Source organism: Hyphomicrobium denitrificans 1NES1, assembly GCF_000230975.2.
Taxonomy (GTDB): Bacteria; Pseudomonadota; Alphaproteobacteria; order Rhizobiales; family Hyphomicrobiaceae; genus Hyphomicrobium_B; species Hyphomicrobium_B denitrificans_A.
Genome location: NC_021172.1, coordinates 751,750 through 769,081, shown reverse-complemented (window position 1 = coordinate 769,081; position 17,332 = coordinate 751,750). Strand labels below are relative to the sequence as shown.

At 57.7% G+C, this 17,332-nt stretch carries 14 protein-coding genes; 4 read left to right on the top strand and 10 right to left on the bottom strand.

Translation table 11 applies throughout. The features are described from left to right. Nucleotides 1–189: 189 nt before the first annotated feature. Nucleotides 190–528, top strand: coding sequence for a hypothetical protein (locus tag HYPDE_RS03510; RefSeq protein ID WP_015596978.1), 339 nt, complete (start codon nt 190–192; stop codon nt 526–528). Then, nucleotides 525–1,730, top strand: a complete 1,206-nt coding sequence (locus tag HYPDE_RS03505) for an FAD-binding domain (protein WP_015596977.1) — start codon at nt 525–527, stop codon at nt 1,728–1,730. The genes HYPDE_RS03510 and HYPDE_RS03505 overlap by 4 nt, the downstream gene beginning before the upstream one ends. Before the next feature lie 314 nt (nt 1,731–2,044). On the opposite strand, the gene HYPDE_RS03500 is transcribed toward HYPDE_RS03505, so the two are convergent. The 7 genes from HYPDE_RS03500 to HYPDE_RS03475 all read right to left on the bottom strand — a co-directional run bounded on the left by HYPDE_RS03500 (nt 2,045) and on the right by HYPDE_RS03475 (nt 7,988). Further along, nucleotides 2,045–2,248, bottom strand: a complete 204-nt coding sequence (locus HYPDE_RS03500; RefSeq protein WP_015596976.1) for a hypothetical protein — start codon at nt 2,246–2,248, stop codon at nt 2,045–2,047. A 525-nt stretch (nt 2,249–2,773) separates the two neighbouring features. Then, on the bottom strand, nt 2,774–3,205 hold the full coding sequence (locus tag HYPDE_RS03495) for a sel1 repeat family protein (protein ID WP_015596974.1): 432 nt from the start codon (nt 3,203–3,205) through the stop codon (nt 2,774–2,776). Nucleotides 3,206–3,226: 21 nt separating this feature from the next. Continuing rightward, on the bottom strand, nt 3,227–3,355 hold the full coding sequence (locus HYPDE_RS19680) for a hypothetical protein (RefSeq protein WP_280109727.1): 129 nt from the start codon (nt 3,353–3,355) through the stop codon (nt 3,227–3,229). A 160-nt stretch (nt 3,356–3,515) separates the two neighbouring features. Next, nucleotides 3,516–4,235: a response regulator transcription factor gene (locus HYPDE_RS03490; protein ID WP_051111958.1), complete on the bottom strand. Its 720-nt coding sequence runs from the start codon at nt 4,233–4,235 to the stop codon at nt 3,516–3,518. Nucleotides 4,236–4,239: 4 nt separating this feature from the next. Next, on the bottom strand, nt 4,240–5,724 hold the full coding sequence (locus tag HYPDE_RS03485) for a sensor histidine kinase (protein WP_144061173.1): 1,485 nt from the start codon (nt 5,722–5,724) through the stop codon (nt 4,240–4,242). A 92-nt stretch (nt 5,725–5,816) separates the two neighbouring features. Beyond that, nucleotides 5,817–6,956: a DUF3047 domain-containing protein gene (locus tag HYPDE_RS03480; RefSeq protein ID WP_210162343.1), complete on the bottom strand. Its 1,140-nt coding sequence runs from the start codon at nt 6,954–6,956 to the stop codon at nt 5,817–5,819. Nucleotides 6,957–7,373: 417 nt separating this feature from the next. Further along, nucleotides 7,374–7,988 (bottom strand): response regulator transcription factor, encoded by a 615-nt coding sequence (locus HYPDE_RS03475; RefSeq protein ID WP_015596970.1) that lies wholly within the window; start codon nt 7,986–7,988, stop codon nt 7,374–7,376. A 505-nt stretch (nt 7,989–8,493) separates the two neighbouring features. On the opposite strand from HYPDE_RS03475, the gene HYPDE_RS03470 reads away from it, so the two are divergent. Both HYPDE_RS03470 and serA read left to right on the top strand, forming a co-directional pair. After that, nucleotides 8,494–9,669, top strand: a complete 1,176-nt coding sequence (locus tag HYPDE_RS03470; protein ID WP_015596969.1) for a phosphoserine transaminase — start codon at nt 8,494–8,496, stop codon at nt 9,667–9,669. A 98-nt stretch (nt 9,670–9,767) separates the two neighbouring features. Continuing rightward, nucleotides 9,768–11,354, top strand: coding sequence for a phosphoglycerate dehydrogenase (serA, locus tag HYPDE_RS03465; protein ID WP_015596968.1), 1,587 nt, complete (start codon nt 9,768–9,770; stop codon nt 11,352–11,354). A gap of 992 nt (nt 11,355–12,346) precedes the next feature. Here the strand turns inward: serA and HYPDE_RS03460 are convergent. The 3 genes from HYPDE_RS03460 to HYPDE_RS03445 all read right to left on the bottom strand — a co-directional run bounded on the left by HYPDE_RS03460 (nt 12,347) and on the right by HYPDE_RS03445 (nt 17,243). Continuing rightward, complete coding sequence (locus tag HYPDE_RS03460) at nt 12,347–12,775, bottom strand: hypothetical protein (protein ID WP_015596966.1); 429 nt, start codon at nt 12,773–12,775, stop codon at nt 12,347–12,349. A 372-nt stretch (nt 12,776–13,147) separates the two neighbouring features. Beyond that, a complete protein-coding gene (locus tag HYPDE_RS03450) occupies nt 13,148–14,995 on the bottom strand; it encodes a glycoside hydrolase family 15 protein (RefSeq protein WP_015596964.1) in 1,848 nt (615 codons plus the stop codon). Between the two features lie 85 nt (nt 14,996–15,080). Beyond that, complete coding sequence (locus HYPDE_RS03445; RefSeq protein WP_015596963.1) at nt 15,081–17,243, bottom strand: amylo-alpha-1,6-glucosidase; 2,163 nt, start codon at nt 17,241–17,243, stop codon at nt 15,081–15,083. Nucleotides 17,244–17,332 lie beyond the last annotated feature (89 nt).

The following is a 17,332-nucleotide window of genomic DNA, read 5'->3' as shown; positions in this document are numbered from 1 at the left end:
GGCAGGCAAGGAGAGTGGTTGCAATTTTCGGCCAGCAGGTTTTCACGACGCTCGTGTGGCACCGCGATCGCTTCGCGATGACCATCAGTCGCGCCAAAAACAGAAGATAAAAGTGCTGAGTGCGGCACCAACACGACGAGTTAGCCGGTGGGGCGATGCGCCTGCGCCAGACCCTCGAACGGTCACTACATGAACGACGGTTTCGTCTCCGCTGAAGTCGGAGAATTCATCGTTACGCATATCGATTCGGTCATCCATCTGGAAGCGCTGATGTTGCTGCACGACGCTCCGTCGCAAGCGTGGACCGCGGCCACAATGGCAAATCGCATCTATGTATCTGAGGCAACGGCGGACGCAGTGTTAAACCGCTTGGAGGAGCGCGGGCTGATTCATGCTCAGTGCGGCGGTTTATACATGTTCGGAATCCATGATTCAAACTTAGCGGCATTGATCGATATGCTGGCAGAGGCTTACCGACGCCATTTGGTTCCCGTGACGAACCTGATCCACTCCCGGTCGAAGCAATGACGTGTTTTCAGGCGAAGACCGTCCTCATTTCGGGTGCCGGCATAGCCGGTCCGACACTAGCCTACTGGCTGCACAAGTCTGGGTTCGAACCGACCGTCATTGAACACGCCCCCTCTTTCCGCACTGGCGGCTATGTAATCGATTTCTGGGGCCTCGGTTACGATATCGCCGAACGAATGGGAGTGTCAGACGACATCGAGCGCCTCGGCTACCATGTGCAGGAGCTTCGTGTCGTCGACGATGCGGGCCGGCGCTTAGCAGGGTTCGGCACAAGTGTGTTCCGGGAGGTGGCCGGAGGTCGTTTCGTCACCATCCGCCGTAGCGATCTCGCCTATCTCCTGCTTGAACGCGCACGGTCCACCACGGAAATTCTCTTCGGCGATAGCATCAAAGGACTCTGTGAGGACGAGGATGGGGTCGAAGTCACGTTCGAGCACGCGGGGCCGCGTACCTTCGACCTTGTCATCGGTGCTGACGGCTTGCATTCCAAGGTTCGCAAACTTGCCTTCGGCCCGCAGAGCCAGTTCGAAAGATCGCTCGGCTATACTGTCGCGGCCTTTGAAGCTTCGGAATACCGACCGCGCGACGAAGACGTCTACATCATGCACAACGAGCCACGACGCATGCTCGGACGCGTTGCGCTCCGTGACGACCGCACCCTTTTTCTTTTTGTGTTCGCCGACCCTACCTTGCCCTCCGATGCGCCAGGGAACGCAGAAGAACAAAAGGCCATCCTGCGCCAGAGCTACAGGGGCGCAGGATGGGAAATGTCGCGCATTCTCGATGAGCTGGAAGGCGCGGACGATCTTTATTTCGATCGCGTCAGTCAGATCCACATGCCCCACTGGTCTAACGGTCGCATCGGCCTTGTCGGCGATGCCGCGTTCTCTGTTTCGCTGATGGCCGGTCAAGGATCAGCCCTTGCCATGACCGCGGCTTATGTTCTGGCAGGCGAACTCGGCCGCCCCGGCGCCTCGCACGATGAGGCCTTTCTGCAATATGAGAACCTTCTGCGACCCTACATCGAAACGAAGCAACGGGCCGCCTCGAGATTCAGCGCGGCACTCGCGCCGAAGACGGCCCCAGGTTTGTTGTTTCGCAATCTTGTTATCAGAGCCACGGCGATCCCGGGCTTGGCGCGGCTGACTTTCGGCCGTGACATTACCGACAAGCTAGCGTTACCCCAATACCAACGGCGCTGACCCAAAATTGCGGTCAGATAAGGCTTCACTGCGTGCGGCCACGCTATTCGGTGGAGATTAGATACGCGCTTGCGGCTTATGCTGCCTTTTGCACGCTACGGCTCCAGACAATGGTTCATCGCTTCATTGAAGCATCTGGGCGGGACAGGTTGTACAAAGATCTACGCAAGCCTGCATATCGGCGTGAAAGCTTCATCGCATCCTCCAGAGATTTTTTTCGGGCAACCGTGGTTGTGCTGGTTGGGTTCTCTCGCGACGCGGCCTGCAAATGCCGTCCGGCTTGATTTTGCACTCTCCTCGCAGCATCAACAATGCTACGAAACGCTTGCATCGGCCCGCGCCAGGTTGCGGCTGATGACGATGTCTGCCCGCCACCGGGTCTTGGTGGGTATGGTCTTGCCGCGGAAATCGTCCGAGAACGACACGCCTTTCGGCGCGTCGATCTCCGCGCTTGCCCAGTAGGCGCGCATGCCATTGAAGGCGCGGAGGAGCTCGTCGGAGTCGGCATTGTAGGTCACGCGATAAAAATTACGAAGTGTGCGGATTATTGCCAGAGATAATGATCCTCTGGCGGCAATTGTCCGAGCATACGCTCGACGGAAGCAAAGGTTGTTGATACCGCGGGGACAACGAGAAAGAGCGAAGACCAAAGATCCGGAACAAGCGCTTCCTTGGCAGTGTCTGAGGACTGGAAGCGAGCTTCCCTGTCGCGCGAGGCGCCTACAGATCGAGCGAGACATCGTTGTCACACAATCTCTCTGCAGAGTGGACATCGCTGCAATAATTGAGAAGCCAGAAAGGATGCCCGGCCTCATCGACTGCTCTATGCGATTGCGCAATTTCGTGGGGACACGCTTGGGCAACCACTTTGGCCAAATCATTTGACAGCGATTACGCCGCGGCAGTTCTTACGGCATGAAAACCGCCACGGACTTATCTGTTCATTTGCTCTCCACCTTGCGGGTGACGCCTTCTCTGAAGAAGGCCAAGTTCCGTATGAGCATAGTTTGCGGGCCAGAGCGAGCAGAGGCTTAGGTAGCAATTCAATACATCGGCTTTCCGTAGCGCTGCTCGTTGGCGTCCGGTGTTACGAAATCCGGGTCGTAGCCGTTCTTAATGAGTTCCTTGGCGGTCTGATCGCCGTGCTTCGCAGCCCGATTGACATAGCGCCGACCAAGAACGGTATCGCGCTCGACGCCATGTCCTCGCAAAAGATCTAATCCGTAGTTGAATTCTCCCACGGAGTAACCCATATCGGCGGCGCGCTTGTCCCACTCGGCCGCGGCGACGGGGTTGGAGGGGTGTCGATAGCCGTTCTCTTCAATCCACGCTATCCATGGGAATGCTCCGACGACGCCGATTTTGGCGCAATAGGTGAAGATGCGCTCGGCGTAAGCGTGTAGACCTGCTTTCGCTGCTTCGTATCCCGCCAGGCAATCCCAGTTGGTCGCGCGTTTCTCTTCGATTCGCCGCATGACGGAATCTATTGAAAATTCCTACGGATTGAGGACGCCCGCCTCGTCGACGACGGTTTCGCCCGCGAATGCCGTTGGGGTGGCGGAGGCGAGGACGGCAGAAAGTAGGGCCGCACACAAGCTGAGGCTCGCGACGCGCATAGATGTCATTGTTTCTTCCTCTCCGTTGGCGACAACACGATGGTAGCCCAGCAGGATCGGAAAGAAGTCAGGCGCTGCTGTCGAGGTTTCAAGAAATGTGTAAGGATATTAACGGCAGGCATCTCTCAGAGTTAAGTGAAATGGCAATGACTCATAACTGGATGTTACTCTACACATCGAACCGGTAACCAAATCCGTGTACCGTCTTGATGATCTGCGGGTTGCTCGGATCTATCTCGATCTTCTTTCTGAGCGCCGAGACGTACTGATCGAGCGCACGGCTATTGGGCATGTGATCGCGGCCCCAGCATAGGTCAAAGAGATCGTCACGAGAGACTACCCGCCCTTTGCGATCGTAAAGAACCTTGAGCAACATGACGTCGCGCGCGGTGAGATCGAAGCGGTTCGCTCCGCGATAAGCGCGAAGCTCCCCGGTCACCACCTCAATGTCGCCGAGGGTAAAACGTGTGTCAGCAGGGGGCTGCGTCCTGCAAAGCGCCGCGCGCCTCAAAAGCGACCTTATGCGCGCGAGAAGCTCGCGCGGGCCGAATGGCTTCGAGAGGTAATCATCGGCGCCATATTCCAGACCGACGACACGATCGATCTCCGAATCACGAGCCGAGAGGATTAAAATCGGCAGCACGGGGTCTTGTTCGCGAATCCTCCGACAGACGGTGAGGCCGTCAAGTTTTGGCATCATGACATCGATGATGGCGATGTGCGGCGCACGCGCGCGGAGAAGTGTCAACGCCACCTCGCCGTCGGATGCGGCAAAGCACGTGAAGCCCTCCATGGAAAGCAAATCGGCAATGCCCCGCCGGAGGTTTGCATCATCCTCTGCCAACAGAACACTTTTAGTTTCCTCGCGCCCCCTTCGGTTTACTGCCATCAGCTCATCTCTCTTGCATCGGCAGCGTGACCGAAAAGCGAGAACCACCCGCGTCGATGATTGCGTTGAATGTCCCGCCACTCGACTTTACGAGCTTATCGATGATTTTGAGGCCGATCCCGAAGCCGGGGGCGCCACCGCCCTGGTGGTTTGCTCTTCCCTTTGCTCCCTCATCGCTCACGCGCAACAGGAGCGTTCCGGCATCTTCCGCAGTCGCGATGGTGATAAGCGATCCCGCCGCGTGCTTCCTAGCATTGTCAAGAAGGTTCACGACGATGCGTTCAAGTGTGGAACGGTCAGTCGTGACGACTTCGCCTGCATTTCCTTCGAATTCAACGCGACAGCCGGCCTCCTTCATCAGTGGTTCGTAACGGACGACAAGCGATTGTATCACGGCATCGGGACTAGCCTTATCCGGCGTGATCGCAATGGGCGTACCACGAGCGCGTTGCACCGCTTCCCCGACGATGGCCTGAAGGCGCGCAATCTCTTCTTCCAGAACGGCGCAGTAGCGAGAGACCTTGGCATCATCCCGCGCGTTACGGGAAATAAGATCGACGTAGAGGAGGAAGTTGGACAAAGGCGTACGCAGATCGTGCGAGAGGCACGCGGCGTTCTCCGCGCGGCGGCACGCCTCGTCGGCTTGATCGGCTTGCCGGCGCATGAGGCCCCAGAAGGCCATGCCCCAGCCAATGATGACCGGTGTGAGGATCGAAATGGCGAGGACCATATAATGGTACGCGGGATACGGCGGAAGCGCCACACGGATTTTCCAGCCATCCATTGGGGCTGCAAGATCGACGACTGCGGCCTTGGAGAGCGCCCAACCATCCGATTGCGAGCGCCACCTTGACCGCGACCATGGATCGACAACTTCAAAAGGCACGTCCCAAGGGTAGGTCTTGCTCGCGGCTCTCTCTACCAGCAACTGCATGATGGATTCGAAAGACAGCGCTAGACAGAGCGTTTGTGTCTGCTCTACGCGGCAGGAGAGGAGCACTGGCATGTCGTCGATAAACGACCATGCCGTACCGTTACTGTCTTTTTGCGCCCGTGATGCCGCGACGGATAGTGCAGTATTAAATCGGTCCAGCTTCTCGACTTCTTGCACAAGCGCGGCAGCGGGTTCTTCCGGAGGAAAAACGCGCCTGCCATTGCGTAAGAGAACGGCAAAGACGATCGCGCCGTCCGATACCAGACGGCGCAGTGCACTTGCTTCGTTCGTGCCATCGCTGAGCACTCGAGATACGAGTGCGTCGCCGATCGCGGTTGCATTGGCCATAGCGGTCGCAAGATACCGGCCGATCGCAGACCCGCGATTCTCGGACGCCGCGGATGCGCGCGCATCCTGCGCGGCGCGTTCCGCATCGACCGTTCTGAGCGCCATGGCGACAATGATCAGAAGTGGTATGACAAGCAGCAAGTGTGCGGCGATGCGTAGGTGCCGCCGACGGTCTTGCTCGAAGGTCTCATCCCTAAAACTGGCCATCGACTGCCTGATCTGCACGAGTCTCTTAGCTATTTGCGCATCGTGTCCGCTTTCGAGCAATCAGGCCAAAGGTATGGTCTCAGGGGAGCATTTCACAGCACCCTATGTCTAGTTCCGCTGCTCGAAACCACGATGTCCTTATACCGGCACTTCCCGAAGCGTCTCAGGAAGGTGCTGTTGGCGATAAGCCAGACGCCGACGATATTGCGCGCTTCCCCACCAATATGCGCCTTGTAGTCGCTATAAACCGGCCGCGCCTCCGACAGCCACTGACCAAGTTCATCGCGCCCGCTCCTCACCACCATATGCGTTTCGCGCTTTGTCCAAAGTGGCAGCGGGCAGCGAAAAACATGGCCCGAGGTGAGGCCAGCGCTCCACATGTAGGTCAGATCCTGCCCGTCGTCGAATTCGACGGCGATGGAGAGGTAATCGTGCGTGCCGATCCCGTCCTCGGCGGAAGGACTCGGCAGCTCGTCGACGAGCCAGCTCCATTCAAGCTTAGCGCCAGGAGCCAATTCCAGCGCGACAGGACGTTGTACAATCCCCACCGTTTTGTGCGTGGAGCAGAGCATTTCGCCTTCAGACGACATTCGGAAGGTGCCGCTGCCATTTCCGAAGAGGAAGATGCTTTCCCAGCCCGAAGGCAGGACGGGATTAGAGGCGAGCCGCGCGATCTCGTCGTTGATGAGCGACGGCGCATCGCCACTAGCCGCGAGCTTCGCAAGGCCAGCCCACGCATCTCCCTTCCAGATAAGCGCCACACCTTCGATCCGCCCATCCGCCTTGACGTAGAGATCGGCCGGCGTCGCGAGGTCACCATTGGGCGAGGCCCATTCGCCAACGGAGCGGGCAATGGCGAGCGGACCATCACGATCGGCGCGCATGGTTCCGGTATTCGTCATCGGATTGTACAGAGAGCCCTTTCCAGACCGAGCGTGAAACGCAACGCCTGGCTCGACCCACATGTCGGCCTCGCGCGACAGATACCAGCGCCCGGCGAGCAAAAAGGTGATCTGCTGGCCCTCCTTCACCGCAGCGAGTTCCTTCGACCAGGGCATATCACTTCCGCGGAGCTCGAAAGAAGTTACGGCAGCAAGCTCTGGAATAGGGTTTCGCTTAACGAGCGCCGCAATTTGCTTGACGCCGCCGCCGATGTCCACCTCGGCAGTTGCGGCGCCTGCTGGCGCAATCCCTGCCGCAAAAACCACCCCGGCGACAGTGGTCGCGCCCATCGCGCCCAGAACCTCTCGTCGCGTCCGCGCCTTGCCCAATCCCACAGTGTTCAGGCAGCACCCACACAGCACCATCAATCCCTCTCCCATGTTATGCAAATGCCGCAAGAGCAGCATCACACTCTACGATGACGATCGCAGCCGAGGGTCAGAACTCGGTCACCGAATTGTAAGAATATTGCTCGCGCGAGAAGGATCAAGAGCGCCACGGTCGTGTTGTGCGCCTGGCGCGCGGCGCGCAGTGCCCAAATGCCTCCCTTCTCTGATCTGCGACGACGGTCGTGAGAAGTGCGCGTCCGCTTGTGGCTGTTGCCGTCGTGGTTCGGGATTATGGGCTGTGTGGGGTACCGGAACTCTGGTGGTTAGTCGTTCTCAAGACCCACGCGCTCCGGCGGAAAACGGATCTGATAGCGTCTGTCAGTTGAGTTGAAGTTTCATCGCGATGGCGACCATTTCTGCATTTGTGCGTGCTTTGAGCTTTTTCCTGACCGCAGCGCATTCGGCGTAGACAACATTCGACGATATATTTAGTTCGCCCGCAATCTCGGACATATACCGACCCTCGCCTAGACATTTCAGCACGTTTTTCTGACGCGTCGTCAGCCTCGGTGTGTCCGATCTTGGAGCTGTCCCCATGAATACCTTTTGCAAAACTTCGTCGGACAGCCATGTTTCTCCGCGACTGACGGCACCCACGGCATCTAAGAGGGTGTCGGGTTTATCAAACTTGCTGACGAATCCCCTGGCGCCATAGTTCAAGGCCTTTTTTACCACGCATGGCTCGTCTAGCATCGAAAAGACGATTACTTTAGAGGCGATGTTTGATTCAGTCAGCTCACGGACGAAATCGAGCCCAGAACCGTCGGGAAGATTGATATCGACAATCGTCACGTCAGGTTGGTGCTTTCTCAACTCCTGCCGAGCCGTGGCAAGCGTAGCCGCATCACGAAATACAATGTTGGGGTGTTGTGCAAAGACTAGTTGGCAACCCGAGACGATTATCGGATGATCCTCAACCAAAAGAATTTTCATGGGGTTTCCGACTGTCCTCCCACGGGATGCAGCACAGCGATGTTGCCGGAATGACTCTACCAATTACGAAAGGCACATTGTGCAACGTTCACTAAGCACTCCGAATTCCCGCACAAGCCCGACGAAGGACTAGGTTCGCGCTTCGACTTACGCCATCGTCTCCCAGTCACCGCTCCAACTTAGGTCTTGTCCCGTCGCTATTCATATAGTTTCGGCGGTGGGACACCCGTTCCCAACGTGGGGCCGGCAAACGCCTCACCTTTTTTCTGGCCTGTGCAGTAAGCGTCCCAGCCGGGACGTCAATTCTCTCAATTCGGTGGTGGTCGGTCGTTTGCCGTCACCATTTGCGGATGACCTGAAAAGGGTTCGCTATTCAAATGGTTCAAGGCAGCATCCGCGCATATTCTGCAACTTTCGATGAATTGACGAACTAACGCCATTCCGCCACTAGGGCGTCGGGACACCTCTCCCCAACGAGAGGCGCCCATCTGAGAGGGTGGATGACATGATTACCGAAGAACCGCCCGGCCTCTGGCCGGCGAACGCCTGCTTTTCCTCCGGTCCGTGCAGCAAGCATCCCGGTTGGAGCTTTGAAGCGCTGAAGACTGCATTGGTTGGACGGTCTCACCGCGCCAAAGAGCCTAAGGCGCGTTTGAAACGCGCCATCGACGAAACCCGCGAAATATTGGGCATTCCCGCACTCCATCAGTTGGGCATCGTCCCAGCGTCAGACACCGGTGCTCTCGAGATGGCTCTTTGGTCGCTTCTCGGCGCGCGAGGCGTAGACATACTCGCCTGGGAGTCGTTCGGTGAAGGCTGGGTATCCGACGTCGTCAAAGAGCTCAAGATCGAAGGGGCGCGCACGCTGAGAGCGGACTATGGAGATATCGCCGATCTCGCCGCGGTAAACTTCGATAACGACGTTGTCTTCACTTGGAACGGCACGACGTCCGGAGTGCGGGTTCCAAATTCAGATTGGATCGCCGCCGATCGCAAGGGGCTAACGATTTGCGATGCCACGTCGGCGGCTTTTGCCCAGAGGCTGGACTGGGAAAAACTCGATGTCATGACGTTCTCATGGCAGAAGGTGCTTGGCGGCGAAGCCGCGCATGGAATGATCGTGCTGGGACCGCGCGCCGTCGAGCGTCTTCAAACCTATGTTCCCCCCTGGCCCCTACCGAAAATTTTTCGCCTAGTCAAAAATGGAAAACTGATCGAAGGGATTTTTTCCGGCGAGACAATCAATACGCCATCCATGCTCTGCGTTGAAGATTATCTTGACGCTCTTCAATGGGCGAAGTCGGTCGGAGGACTCGACCGCCTAATAGCCAGAGCAAACTCGAACGCCAAGGTTCTTGAAGACTGGGTCAAACGAACGCCCTGGGTTGATTTTCTCGCCAAAGCCCCCGAAACGAGATCCAATACAAGCGTATGCCTGAAGATCGTTGATCCGCAAATCGCGGCGTGGGGACCGGACGACCAAGCACGTTTTGCAAAGGCGCTAGCGAGCGTTCTGGAGCAGGAGCGCGTTGCGTTCGACATCGGTGCCTATCGGGATGCGCCGCCAGGATTGCGCATCTGGTGCGGGGCAACCGTCGAAGCCGCCGATCTTGAAGTGCTGACGCGATGGCTTGACTACGCTTACGCAAAGACCAAGCGCGATCTCGCCAGTGCCAACTGATCTTTAGTGTCCATCCAGATGCGAGCGGACCTTGATGTCCGCTCAATCGCCCCGGCTAGTCAAGTCCTCAAATTCTTAGAAAACGGGAGCATATGCTGATGTCGCCTCGCGTTCTCGTCTCCGACGCTCTGTCTCAAGCCGCACTTGCAATCTTCAAGATACGCGGCGTCGAGGTTGATTTTCAACCTAACCTTGGAAAAGACAAGGATAAGCTCGCGGCGATCATCGGCGGCTACGACGGGCTTGCGATCCGATCCGCGACGAAAGTAACGCCCCAATTGCTGGAACTTGCGACCAATTTGAAGGTCATTGGCCGTGCCGGTATCGGAGTCGACAATGTCAACCTTCCGGCCGCAACGGCGCGGGGCGTAATCGTGATGAATACGCCATTCGGCAACTCCATCACGACTGCGGAACACGCGATTGCGATGATGTTTGCCCTCGCGCGGCAGATCCCGGCCGCGGATATGTCTACGCAAGCCGGCAAATGGGAGAAAAACCGCTTTCTGGGCATGGAGATCACGGGGAAGGTGATTGGATTGATCGGCTGCGGGAATATCGGCTCCATCGTCGCCGAACGAGCCATAGGCCTGCGCATGCACGTGATCGCATACGATCCGTTTTTATCGCCGGAACGGGCCGCACAATTGGGAATCGAAAAGGTCGATCTCGACAATCTCCTGGCGCTGGCCGATTTCGTTTCACTCCATACGCCGCTAACGCCTCAGACCAAGAACATCCTGTCTGCCGAAAATATCGCCAAGACAAAAAGCGGCGTCCATATCATAAATTGCGCCCGCGGCGGCCTCATCGATGAAAAGGCCCTGCGAAGCGCGCTGGACTCCGGCCGCGTGGCAGGCGCGGCACTCGATGTCTTCGCGACTGAGCCCGCCACTGAAAACCCGCTCTTTGGCCATCCAAACGTCGTCTGCACCCCGCATCTCGGCGCATCGACGAAAGAGGCGCAAGAGAATGTGGCATTGCAAATTGCCGAGCAAATGTCGGATTTTCTCACGCGTGGCGCCATCACTAACGCGGTAAACTTTCCCTCGATCACTGCCGAGGAAGCGCCGAAGCTTAAGCCGTTCATCGCATTGGCGGAACGTCTGGGATCGTTTGCCGGACAGCTCGCCGCGTCCAACATCAACAAGGTGTCGATCATTTATGAAGGTGCGCTCGTCGACCTCAAGACAAAGGCGCTTACGGCTGCAGCGATCGCCGGGGTGCTCCGTCCCGCGCTGTCTGACATCAACGTCGTATCTGCACCGTCCGTCGCCAGTGAGCGCGGCGTCGTAATCGACGAGACAATCCGAGCCGCCGAAGGCGACTATGAGTCTTTGATCACGCTTATCGTCCAGACGAAGGACGAGAAATTCTTCATAGCTGGAACGGTCTTCCACGACGGCAAGCCTCGGGTTGTCTCAATCAACGGCATTAAAACCGACGCTGAATTCTCGTCGACGATGATCTACGCATTGAACGAGGACAAGCCAGGTTTAGTGGGTCGCTTCGCAAGCTTGTTAGGCGACGCGGGCATCAACATCGCCACGTTGGCGTTGGGACGAGATCATCAAGGCGGATCGGCGATTTCCTTGATCGCGGTCGACGACAGTATCCCCGATCGGGTACTCGCAGGAATCAGGATGCTTCCAGAGGTGAGACAGGCAAGCATGCTTGAATTCTAGTGACGCAAGAACACAAATGCCTGCCGCCTAGTGTCGTCGGAGCGAAGGGCTTGGAAGTTGCCTTTTGCGGTCCAAGCCAAGATCATCTTGTCGAGCGTCTGTGCATGGCATGCCATGCACGCGACGAACTGCGGCATGGCACTGGCATCAAATGACATTGAGCATGGACTTTAGCCTCATGGCATCCAAGGTCGGTTCATGGGAGTATGACTCGTCCATATTTCCTCCTTAAGGCCCGCGAGGTTCCACGCGGGCTTTTTTTATAGAACGCATGCGGAAAATCCATGATCGATCCAAAAGGAGCATATCGGCCTGCGTCCGTTTACTGTTGCACCTCGCCCGCGGCGCCTCGATGTCTCTTGCTCGGTCTTTCAATGGTATTCGGTGTCTGCAGACCACCTCCTTAGTGTCCGGCATTCGATCTGAACCCAAAGAGCAGCGCTTTTGCATCGCCAGCGCAGCGATAAAATCGGATAACTTTGCAAGTTCGGGTTTGCAGCGACTCTGCCCACCAGTGCAGTAAATCCCGAGTTGAACTTTGATGTCAGAGTGCTCCTTCGCCCTCGGTTGCGAGTTCTGCTGACGCAAAGGCTTCTGCGAGTGTTGGTGCCTTATCTGGAATGCAACGTCGGCACCACGGCGCGAACCCGAAACCATATGTCCAGTGGGCGTTCAGCGTTTGGATAAGTGCGGCTTGGACCGCGATGTGATCCAGTCCATTCAGATGTTCCGTCGCGCCCGAGGACGTGTCTTTAATCTGCTTAAACTTCCGGCATAACCTCCGATTTTCAAGTCGCCGTGTAAGGAAATTCTGGCCGAATAACGAATTTCACGATCGGCCCGGGACTGATCGCCATCAGATTCTCGAAATTGCAGGCGAGCTTCGGCGCTGCTTTCAGCCCTTGCAAAGTCCTGCCCATATAGTTTGCGGTTTCGGATCGCGGCGTCGTTTGGGCGACAGCCAGATCCCCGAAGGCGCGCGGCGCTTGGCTTCAGCGGTTTGCTGATGTATGCGGACCGGACAAAAGCTGCAGCACCGCGTTGGAGAAGATGTCGTTTCGATGAGATCGGCAATATTCAAATAATTGCGGCATCAGCTCGTAGAGATCTTTCCCCTTCGTTGCGTCACTCGATCCGTTGTTCTTTGCGCCCATAATGTTAGCGGCAGTGACGAACCCTCGCACCCATTCTTCGATGCCTCGGTAGGTAAAGTAGTCCTCGGCCTCACCTTCTCGGACGGGCAGTGTCCCACTGTCGTACTTTTGCATGGGCTCAAGTCGGAGAAAATCTCGGCAATAAGCGGCGCCGGGCGGGAGGAAAATCATCGCGGCTTGGTTCGGCACGGATGCGCCCCACGCATTGGGCGCGATGAGCCATAACGCAGCCGACAAAATGGCGAAGGACCGGAACATCTCTTGCATATAGGCATGCTTGCGGCATTAAACAGCCAATGATCATGCCGGAACAAGGATTTCGCGCAAAAAGACCCGTTCTATTTAGCAGGCGTCGCACCCTCAAGGCGGCCAGCCTCAAAACGGCGTATCACCTCATCTTGCCAGATGCCATCGGGACAGTCTCGCTTCCTCGGGGCCTGATCAATTATCACGTGTCAGCGCCGCTCCTTGCGAGCCAGCGCCAAGGGAAGGACACGCCTTCGATCTCAACGAGGTAATTAGCTTCTCGGGGGGTCGACGTCTGCAACATCATCGGTCTTAAGCGGAAGTGGCGGCTTTTTCCGACCGGCCCTGATCGGCGACTGAGGCATTCGCATCATTGGCTCTCGATCATAAGATCTAGTCCTCGGCGGCCTTCTGATCAGCACGTTCTTCCGAGGGACCCTTGTAGCGGGTGAGGTTGTAGGCCGTATTCACGAGAGAGACGTGGCTGAATGCCTGCGGAAAGTTTCCCATAAGACGTCCGGTTCGGGGATCATATTCTTCCGCAAGTAGACCGACATCGTTGCGAAGCGCGAGTAGCCGCTCGAACATTGACTGCGCCTCGGCGATACGGCCCTGCAAAATTAGGTTGTCGACGAACCAGAAGCTGCAGGCGAGGAATGCGTTCTCGCCGGGCGGCAATCCGTCTTCCGTTTCCCCGGTCTTGTAGCGGAAGACAAGTCCATCCACGAGGAGTCGGCGCTCAATAGCGCGGAGCGTGCCCAAAATCCGTGGATCGGACGGAGGCAAAAAGCCGACGATCGGCAGAAGTAAAAGGCTGGCATCGAGTATCTCCGATCCGTAGGCCTGCACGAAGGTATCCAGTTTGCTGTTGAAACCATTGCGGCAGACGTCAGCATGGATCGCATCCCGAACCTCGCACCAGTGATCAATTGGGGCCACCACGCCGAGTTGGTCGACCCACCTCACCGCCCGATCGAATGCAACCCAGGCCATAACCTTGGAATGCGTGAGGTGTTGTGGCGGCCCGCGCACCTCCCAAATCCCCTCGTCGGGTTTGCGCCAGGCGGTTTCGAGATGATCGAGGAAACCGCGCCGGATCGCCGACCAGCGATCGACCGGCGGCAGGCCATGCTGGTGAGCTTGGAACATCGCATCAGCGATCTCGCCGTAGACGTCGAGTTGAAGCTGCGTTGCGGCGGCATTGCCGATACGGACCGGACGCGCGCCGTCAAATCCCGAAAGCCAAGGAACTTCCCATTCGGGCAAACGCCGTTCGCCGCCAAGACCATACATGATTTGTAGTTTATCCGGGCGCCCGGCGACCGCACGCAAGAGCCAATCGCGCCAGTCGCGTGCCTCTTCGTAGTAACCGGCAGTCCCAAGCGCGAGCAGCGTGAAGGTCGCATCTCTTAGCCAGCAATAACGGTAATCCCAGTTGCGCACGCCGCCCGCTTGCTCAGGCAGCGAAGTCGTCGGCGCGGCGACGATGCCGCCGGTGGGCGCATAGGTCAGCCCCTTCAGCACCGTCAGCGATCGCTTGACCGGTTCGCTCCAATTGCCGGCGGTGGCACAGCGATCAGACCAAGCACGCCAAAACGCTTCGGTCTCTTGCAGTGCGCGCTCGGGATCGACTCCTTTTGGTGGCTGCAGCTGCGATGGACCATAGCTCAAGACGAACGGCACGACGTCGCCAGCACCAACGGCGAACTCACCAACCGTCGTGAAATCCTGGCCGTGTAACGAAACCGACGTCCGCAGCACCGCCATCTCGGGTCCGGCAATTGCGCGCAAACCTTCGCCGTCAAGACGCTCCACCCACGGCACGATCGAACCGTAATCGAACCGCAGAATGAACTCGGTGCGTAGATCGACATGGCCGCGTACGCCGCGAACAAGACGAACGAGATCGGCGCTGCCATCGTGCGGCGGCATGAAATCCACGAGTTCGACGATCCCGCTTTTGGTCTCGAAGGTCGTGACAAGAATGAGCGAGCCGTCGATGTAGCGCCGCGTAATCCGAGGCGCCCTGTCCTTCGGCGCGATGAACCATCGTCCGTGCTCTGGGCCACCGAGGAGGGCTGCAAAGCAGGCGCCCGAGTCAAACCGGGGCCAGCAGAGCCAGTCGATCGACCCATCACAGCCGACGAGCGCGGCGGTCTCGCAATCGCCAATGAGAGCGTAATCTGCGATTCGCCGCGGCGTGATTGGAAGATCAGCGATGATGGAGCCGTCCGGTTGCATCGGCGTTTTCTCGACGATTATTGTGCGGTGTCACGTCGCGAAACAACCAAGCAGTCATTTTCGCGTCGCCGGGTGTGCTTCTTACCTACTGGTCACGCTTCCAGACATCGCGATGTCTCATCCGCTCAACAGCGTTTCGCTTCCCCTTCGTCACCTTGAATAACGTTTCCTTACCGTCTCGCCAGAAGCGGATATCAAAGCGCGCCCGCCCCAGCCGCAGATCGATCAGCGTCACATCGGGTAACCAGTCAGGAAGCGCGGGATCGACGTACAATTTGCCACGCGGCGCATCCTGCTGCAGCCCCAGCATCGCCTGGAGAAGCATGAATGGGGCCCCCGCTGCCCACGCTTGCGGCACGTTGGCGCCGAGATATTGCACGGGAAAGCTCGCGCCGTCGCGCTGCAGCCCAGCATACAACTCCGGCAACTGGTTCAACAGAAAATGCCTCGCCGCTCCGCTGATATCGCGCGCCACCATCGCCGCCTCCGATGCAAACCCATAGCGACGCATGCCTAATGCAATAAGCGAGTTGTCATGCGGCCATACAGCTCCGGTCTGATAGTTATACGGATTAAATGAGGGATGATCCGCCGAGAGCGTGCGTATGCCCCAGCCACTCCACATATCTTTCCGCATCAGACGCTTTATGACGATCCCGGCGCGTCTCGGCTCAATTATGCCGGACCACAAACACTGTCCGACATTGGACGCCACCGACATTACCTTCTTCTTTTGGCCGTCCAGCGCATAGGCATAGAAGCCCGAGCCCTCGTCCCAGAATGCGTCGTTGAACTTCTTGAATAGCTCCGCCGCCTTTATGCGCAGGGCGTTGGCGCGCCGTTTGTTGCCGAGTTCATCGTAAATCTCGGCCATACGTAGCCAGGCGTCGTAGACATAACCTTGCAATTCACACAATGCCTTTGGTCCGGATACCGGCGTCCCATCAGGATACATCACCGCATCTCCAGAATCCTTCCAAGACATGTTCTCATAGCCAGCCTCCGAGCGAGTTTGGTATTCTTGAAACCCGTCGCCGTCGCGATCGCCGTACTTCTCGATCCAAGTCAGGCAGGCCTCGGCATTGGGCAGTTGCCGCTCGATCAGCTCACGGTCGCCCGTGGCTCGCCACGCTGCGTGAAGCGCTACCAGATACAACGGCGTCGCATCCGCGGTGCCGTAGTACGGCGTATGCGGGATCAATTTGAAATGCGCCAGCTCGCCGTATCGAAGCTCGTGCAGTATCTTCCCCGGTTCGGCGTCTCTGTAGTCGTCGTGCTCCGTCGCCTGATACTGGCCCAGCACCTCCAGCGCACCGGCAGCGAATTCCGGGTAGACGATCATTGTCTGCAACGACGCGATCAGCGTATCACGACCGAAGAGAGCCACGAACCAGGGCAGCCCGGCGGCGGGAACAAACACCATGCGGTCGGTTCCCTTCAGCAGCAGCCGAAGCGCAGCCATGTCGAGGACGCCCTGATTGTAGCAGCGATAGAACTCCTCGTTGCTGGTCGTAATTTTCAGAACGGTTCGCTGCCATTTGCTGATCTCTCCGGCGTGGCGCGTCATTGCGCTGGAATCTATGCACTTCCCCGGCGCTTGAACGCGTTTCTTGCCATCCGCAAGTTCATAAATCAGACAGCGATGCCAAGTCTCCCCGGCCTTCAATGCGATCTCGAAGCTGAGCCGCCCATTCGCACTCAACGCCGGACCACCGTCGCCTTTCCCCGCATGGACAACGACCTCCCGGCAGAAGTCCTTGTTGCGATAGGTCACGCGAAGCATCTGCCGTTTGCCGGACCACGATGTCGTGATGCAACCCCGTCGCACGATCGCATCGCTCTTGACCTCGAAGATGTCGGCAAAATCGGCGCGGATTACAATTTCAAGATTGAAGCGAACTACCGTTCGGCCGTTGTTCGTGACGTCGATATCCTCGTGCATCCCTCCTTCAACGTGGCGGCCTATCAGCAAGCCCAGCGAGCGTGCCGGGATCGCCCCATCCTCGCTCATGAAGGCGTGGTTCGTCTGGTAGATGCGCGCCGCATGAGCGGAGATGGCGCCGCCGTTCAGCAGGTCCCACGGTTCTCCGTTCGCGTAAATCGCCCAAGCGCTGATGACCCTGGTGTCACGGAAATACATTCCGTGTTTGCTTGGCAATTTCACCTGCCCGTCAGGATCGGTGACCAATACCGTCTGTCCCTGATGGATCGCGATGAGTGCTGGCCCGACTTGAACCTTGAATACCATTCGCGAGGCCCTTTCAGACAATATCGACGGTGAAATTGTCCGGTCTCTCAGTCTAGCAGCGACGATTCCGCATAGGATTATGATCCAAA

Coding starts and splice junctions, on each gene's coding strand:
- HYPDE_RS03445 (WP_015596963.1), bottom strand. CDS start 17,243: ATGGTATTCAAGGTTCAAGTCGGGCCAGCACTCATCGCGATCCATCAG.
- HYPDE_RS03490 (WP_051111958.1), bottom strand. CDS start 4,235: ATGGCAGTAAACCGAAGGGGGCGCGAGGAAACTAAAAGTGTTCTGTTG.
- HYPDE_RS03480 (WP_210162343.1), bottom strand. CDS start 6,956: ATGGGCGCGACCACTGTCGCCGGGGTGGTTTTTGCGGCAGGGATTGCG.
- HYPDE_RS03505 (WP_015596977.1), top strand. CDS start 525: ATGACGTGTTTTCAGGCGAAGACCGTCCTCATTTCGGGTGCCGGCATA.
- serA (WP_015596968.1), top strand. CDS start 9,768: ATGTCGCCTCGCGTTCTCGTCTCCGACGCTCTGTCTCAAGCCGCACTT.
- HYPDE_RS03510 (WP_015596978.1), top strand. CDS start 190: ATGAACGACGGTTTCGTCTCCGCTGAAGTCGGAGAATTCATCGTTACG.
- HYPDE_RS03470 (WP_015596969.1), top strand. CDS start 8,494: ATGATTACCGAAGAACCGCCCGGCCTCTGGCCGGCGAACGCCTGCTTT.
- HYPDE_RS03495 (WP_015596974.1), bottom strand. CDS start 3,205: ATGCGGCGAATCGAAGAGAAACGCGCGACCAACTGGGATTGCCTGGCG.
- HYPDE_RS03460 (WP_015596966.1), bottom strand. CDS start 12,775: ATGCAAGAGATGTTCCGGTCCTTCGCCATTTTGTCGGCTGCGTTATGG.
- HYPDE_RS03485 (WP_144061173.1), bottom strand. CDS start 5,724: ATGGCCAGTTTTAGGGATGAGACCTTCGAGCAAGACCGTCGGCGGCAC.
- HYPDE_RS03450 (WP_015596964.1), bottom strand. CDS start 14,995: ATGCAACCGGACGGCTCCATCATCGCTGATCTTCCAATCACGCCGCGG.
- HYPDE_RS03475 (WP_015596970.1), bottom strand. CDS start 7,988: ATGAAAATTCTTTTGGTTGAGGATCATCCGATAATCGTCTCGGGTTGC.
- HYPDE_RS19680 (WP_280109727.1), bottom strand. CDS start 3,355: ATGACATCTATGCGCGTCGCGAGCCTCAGCTTGTGTGCGGCCCTACTT.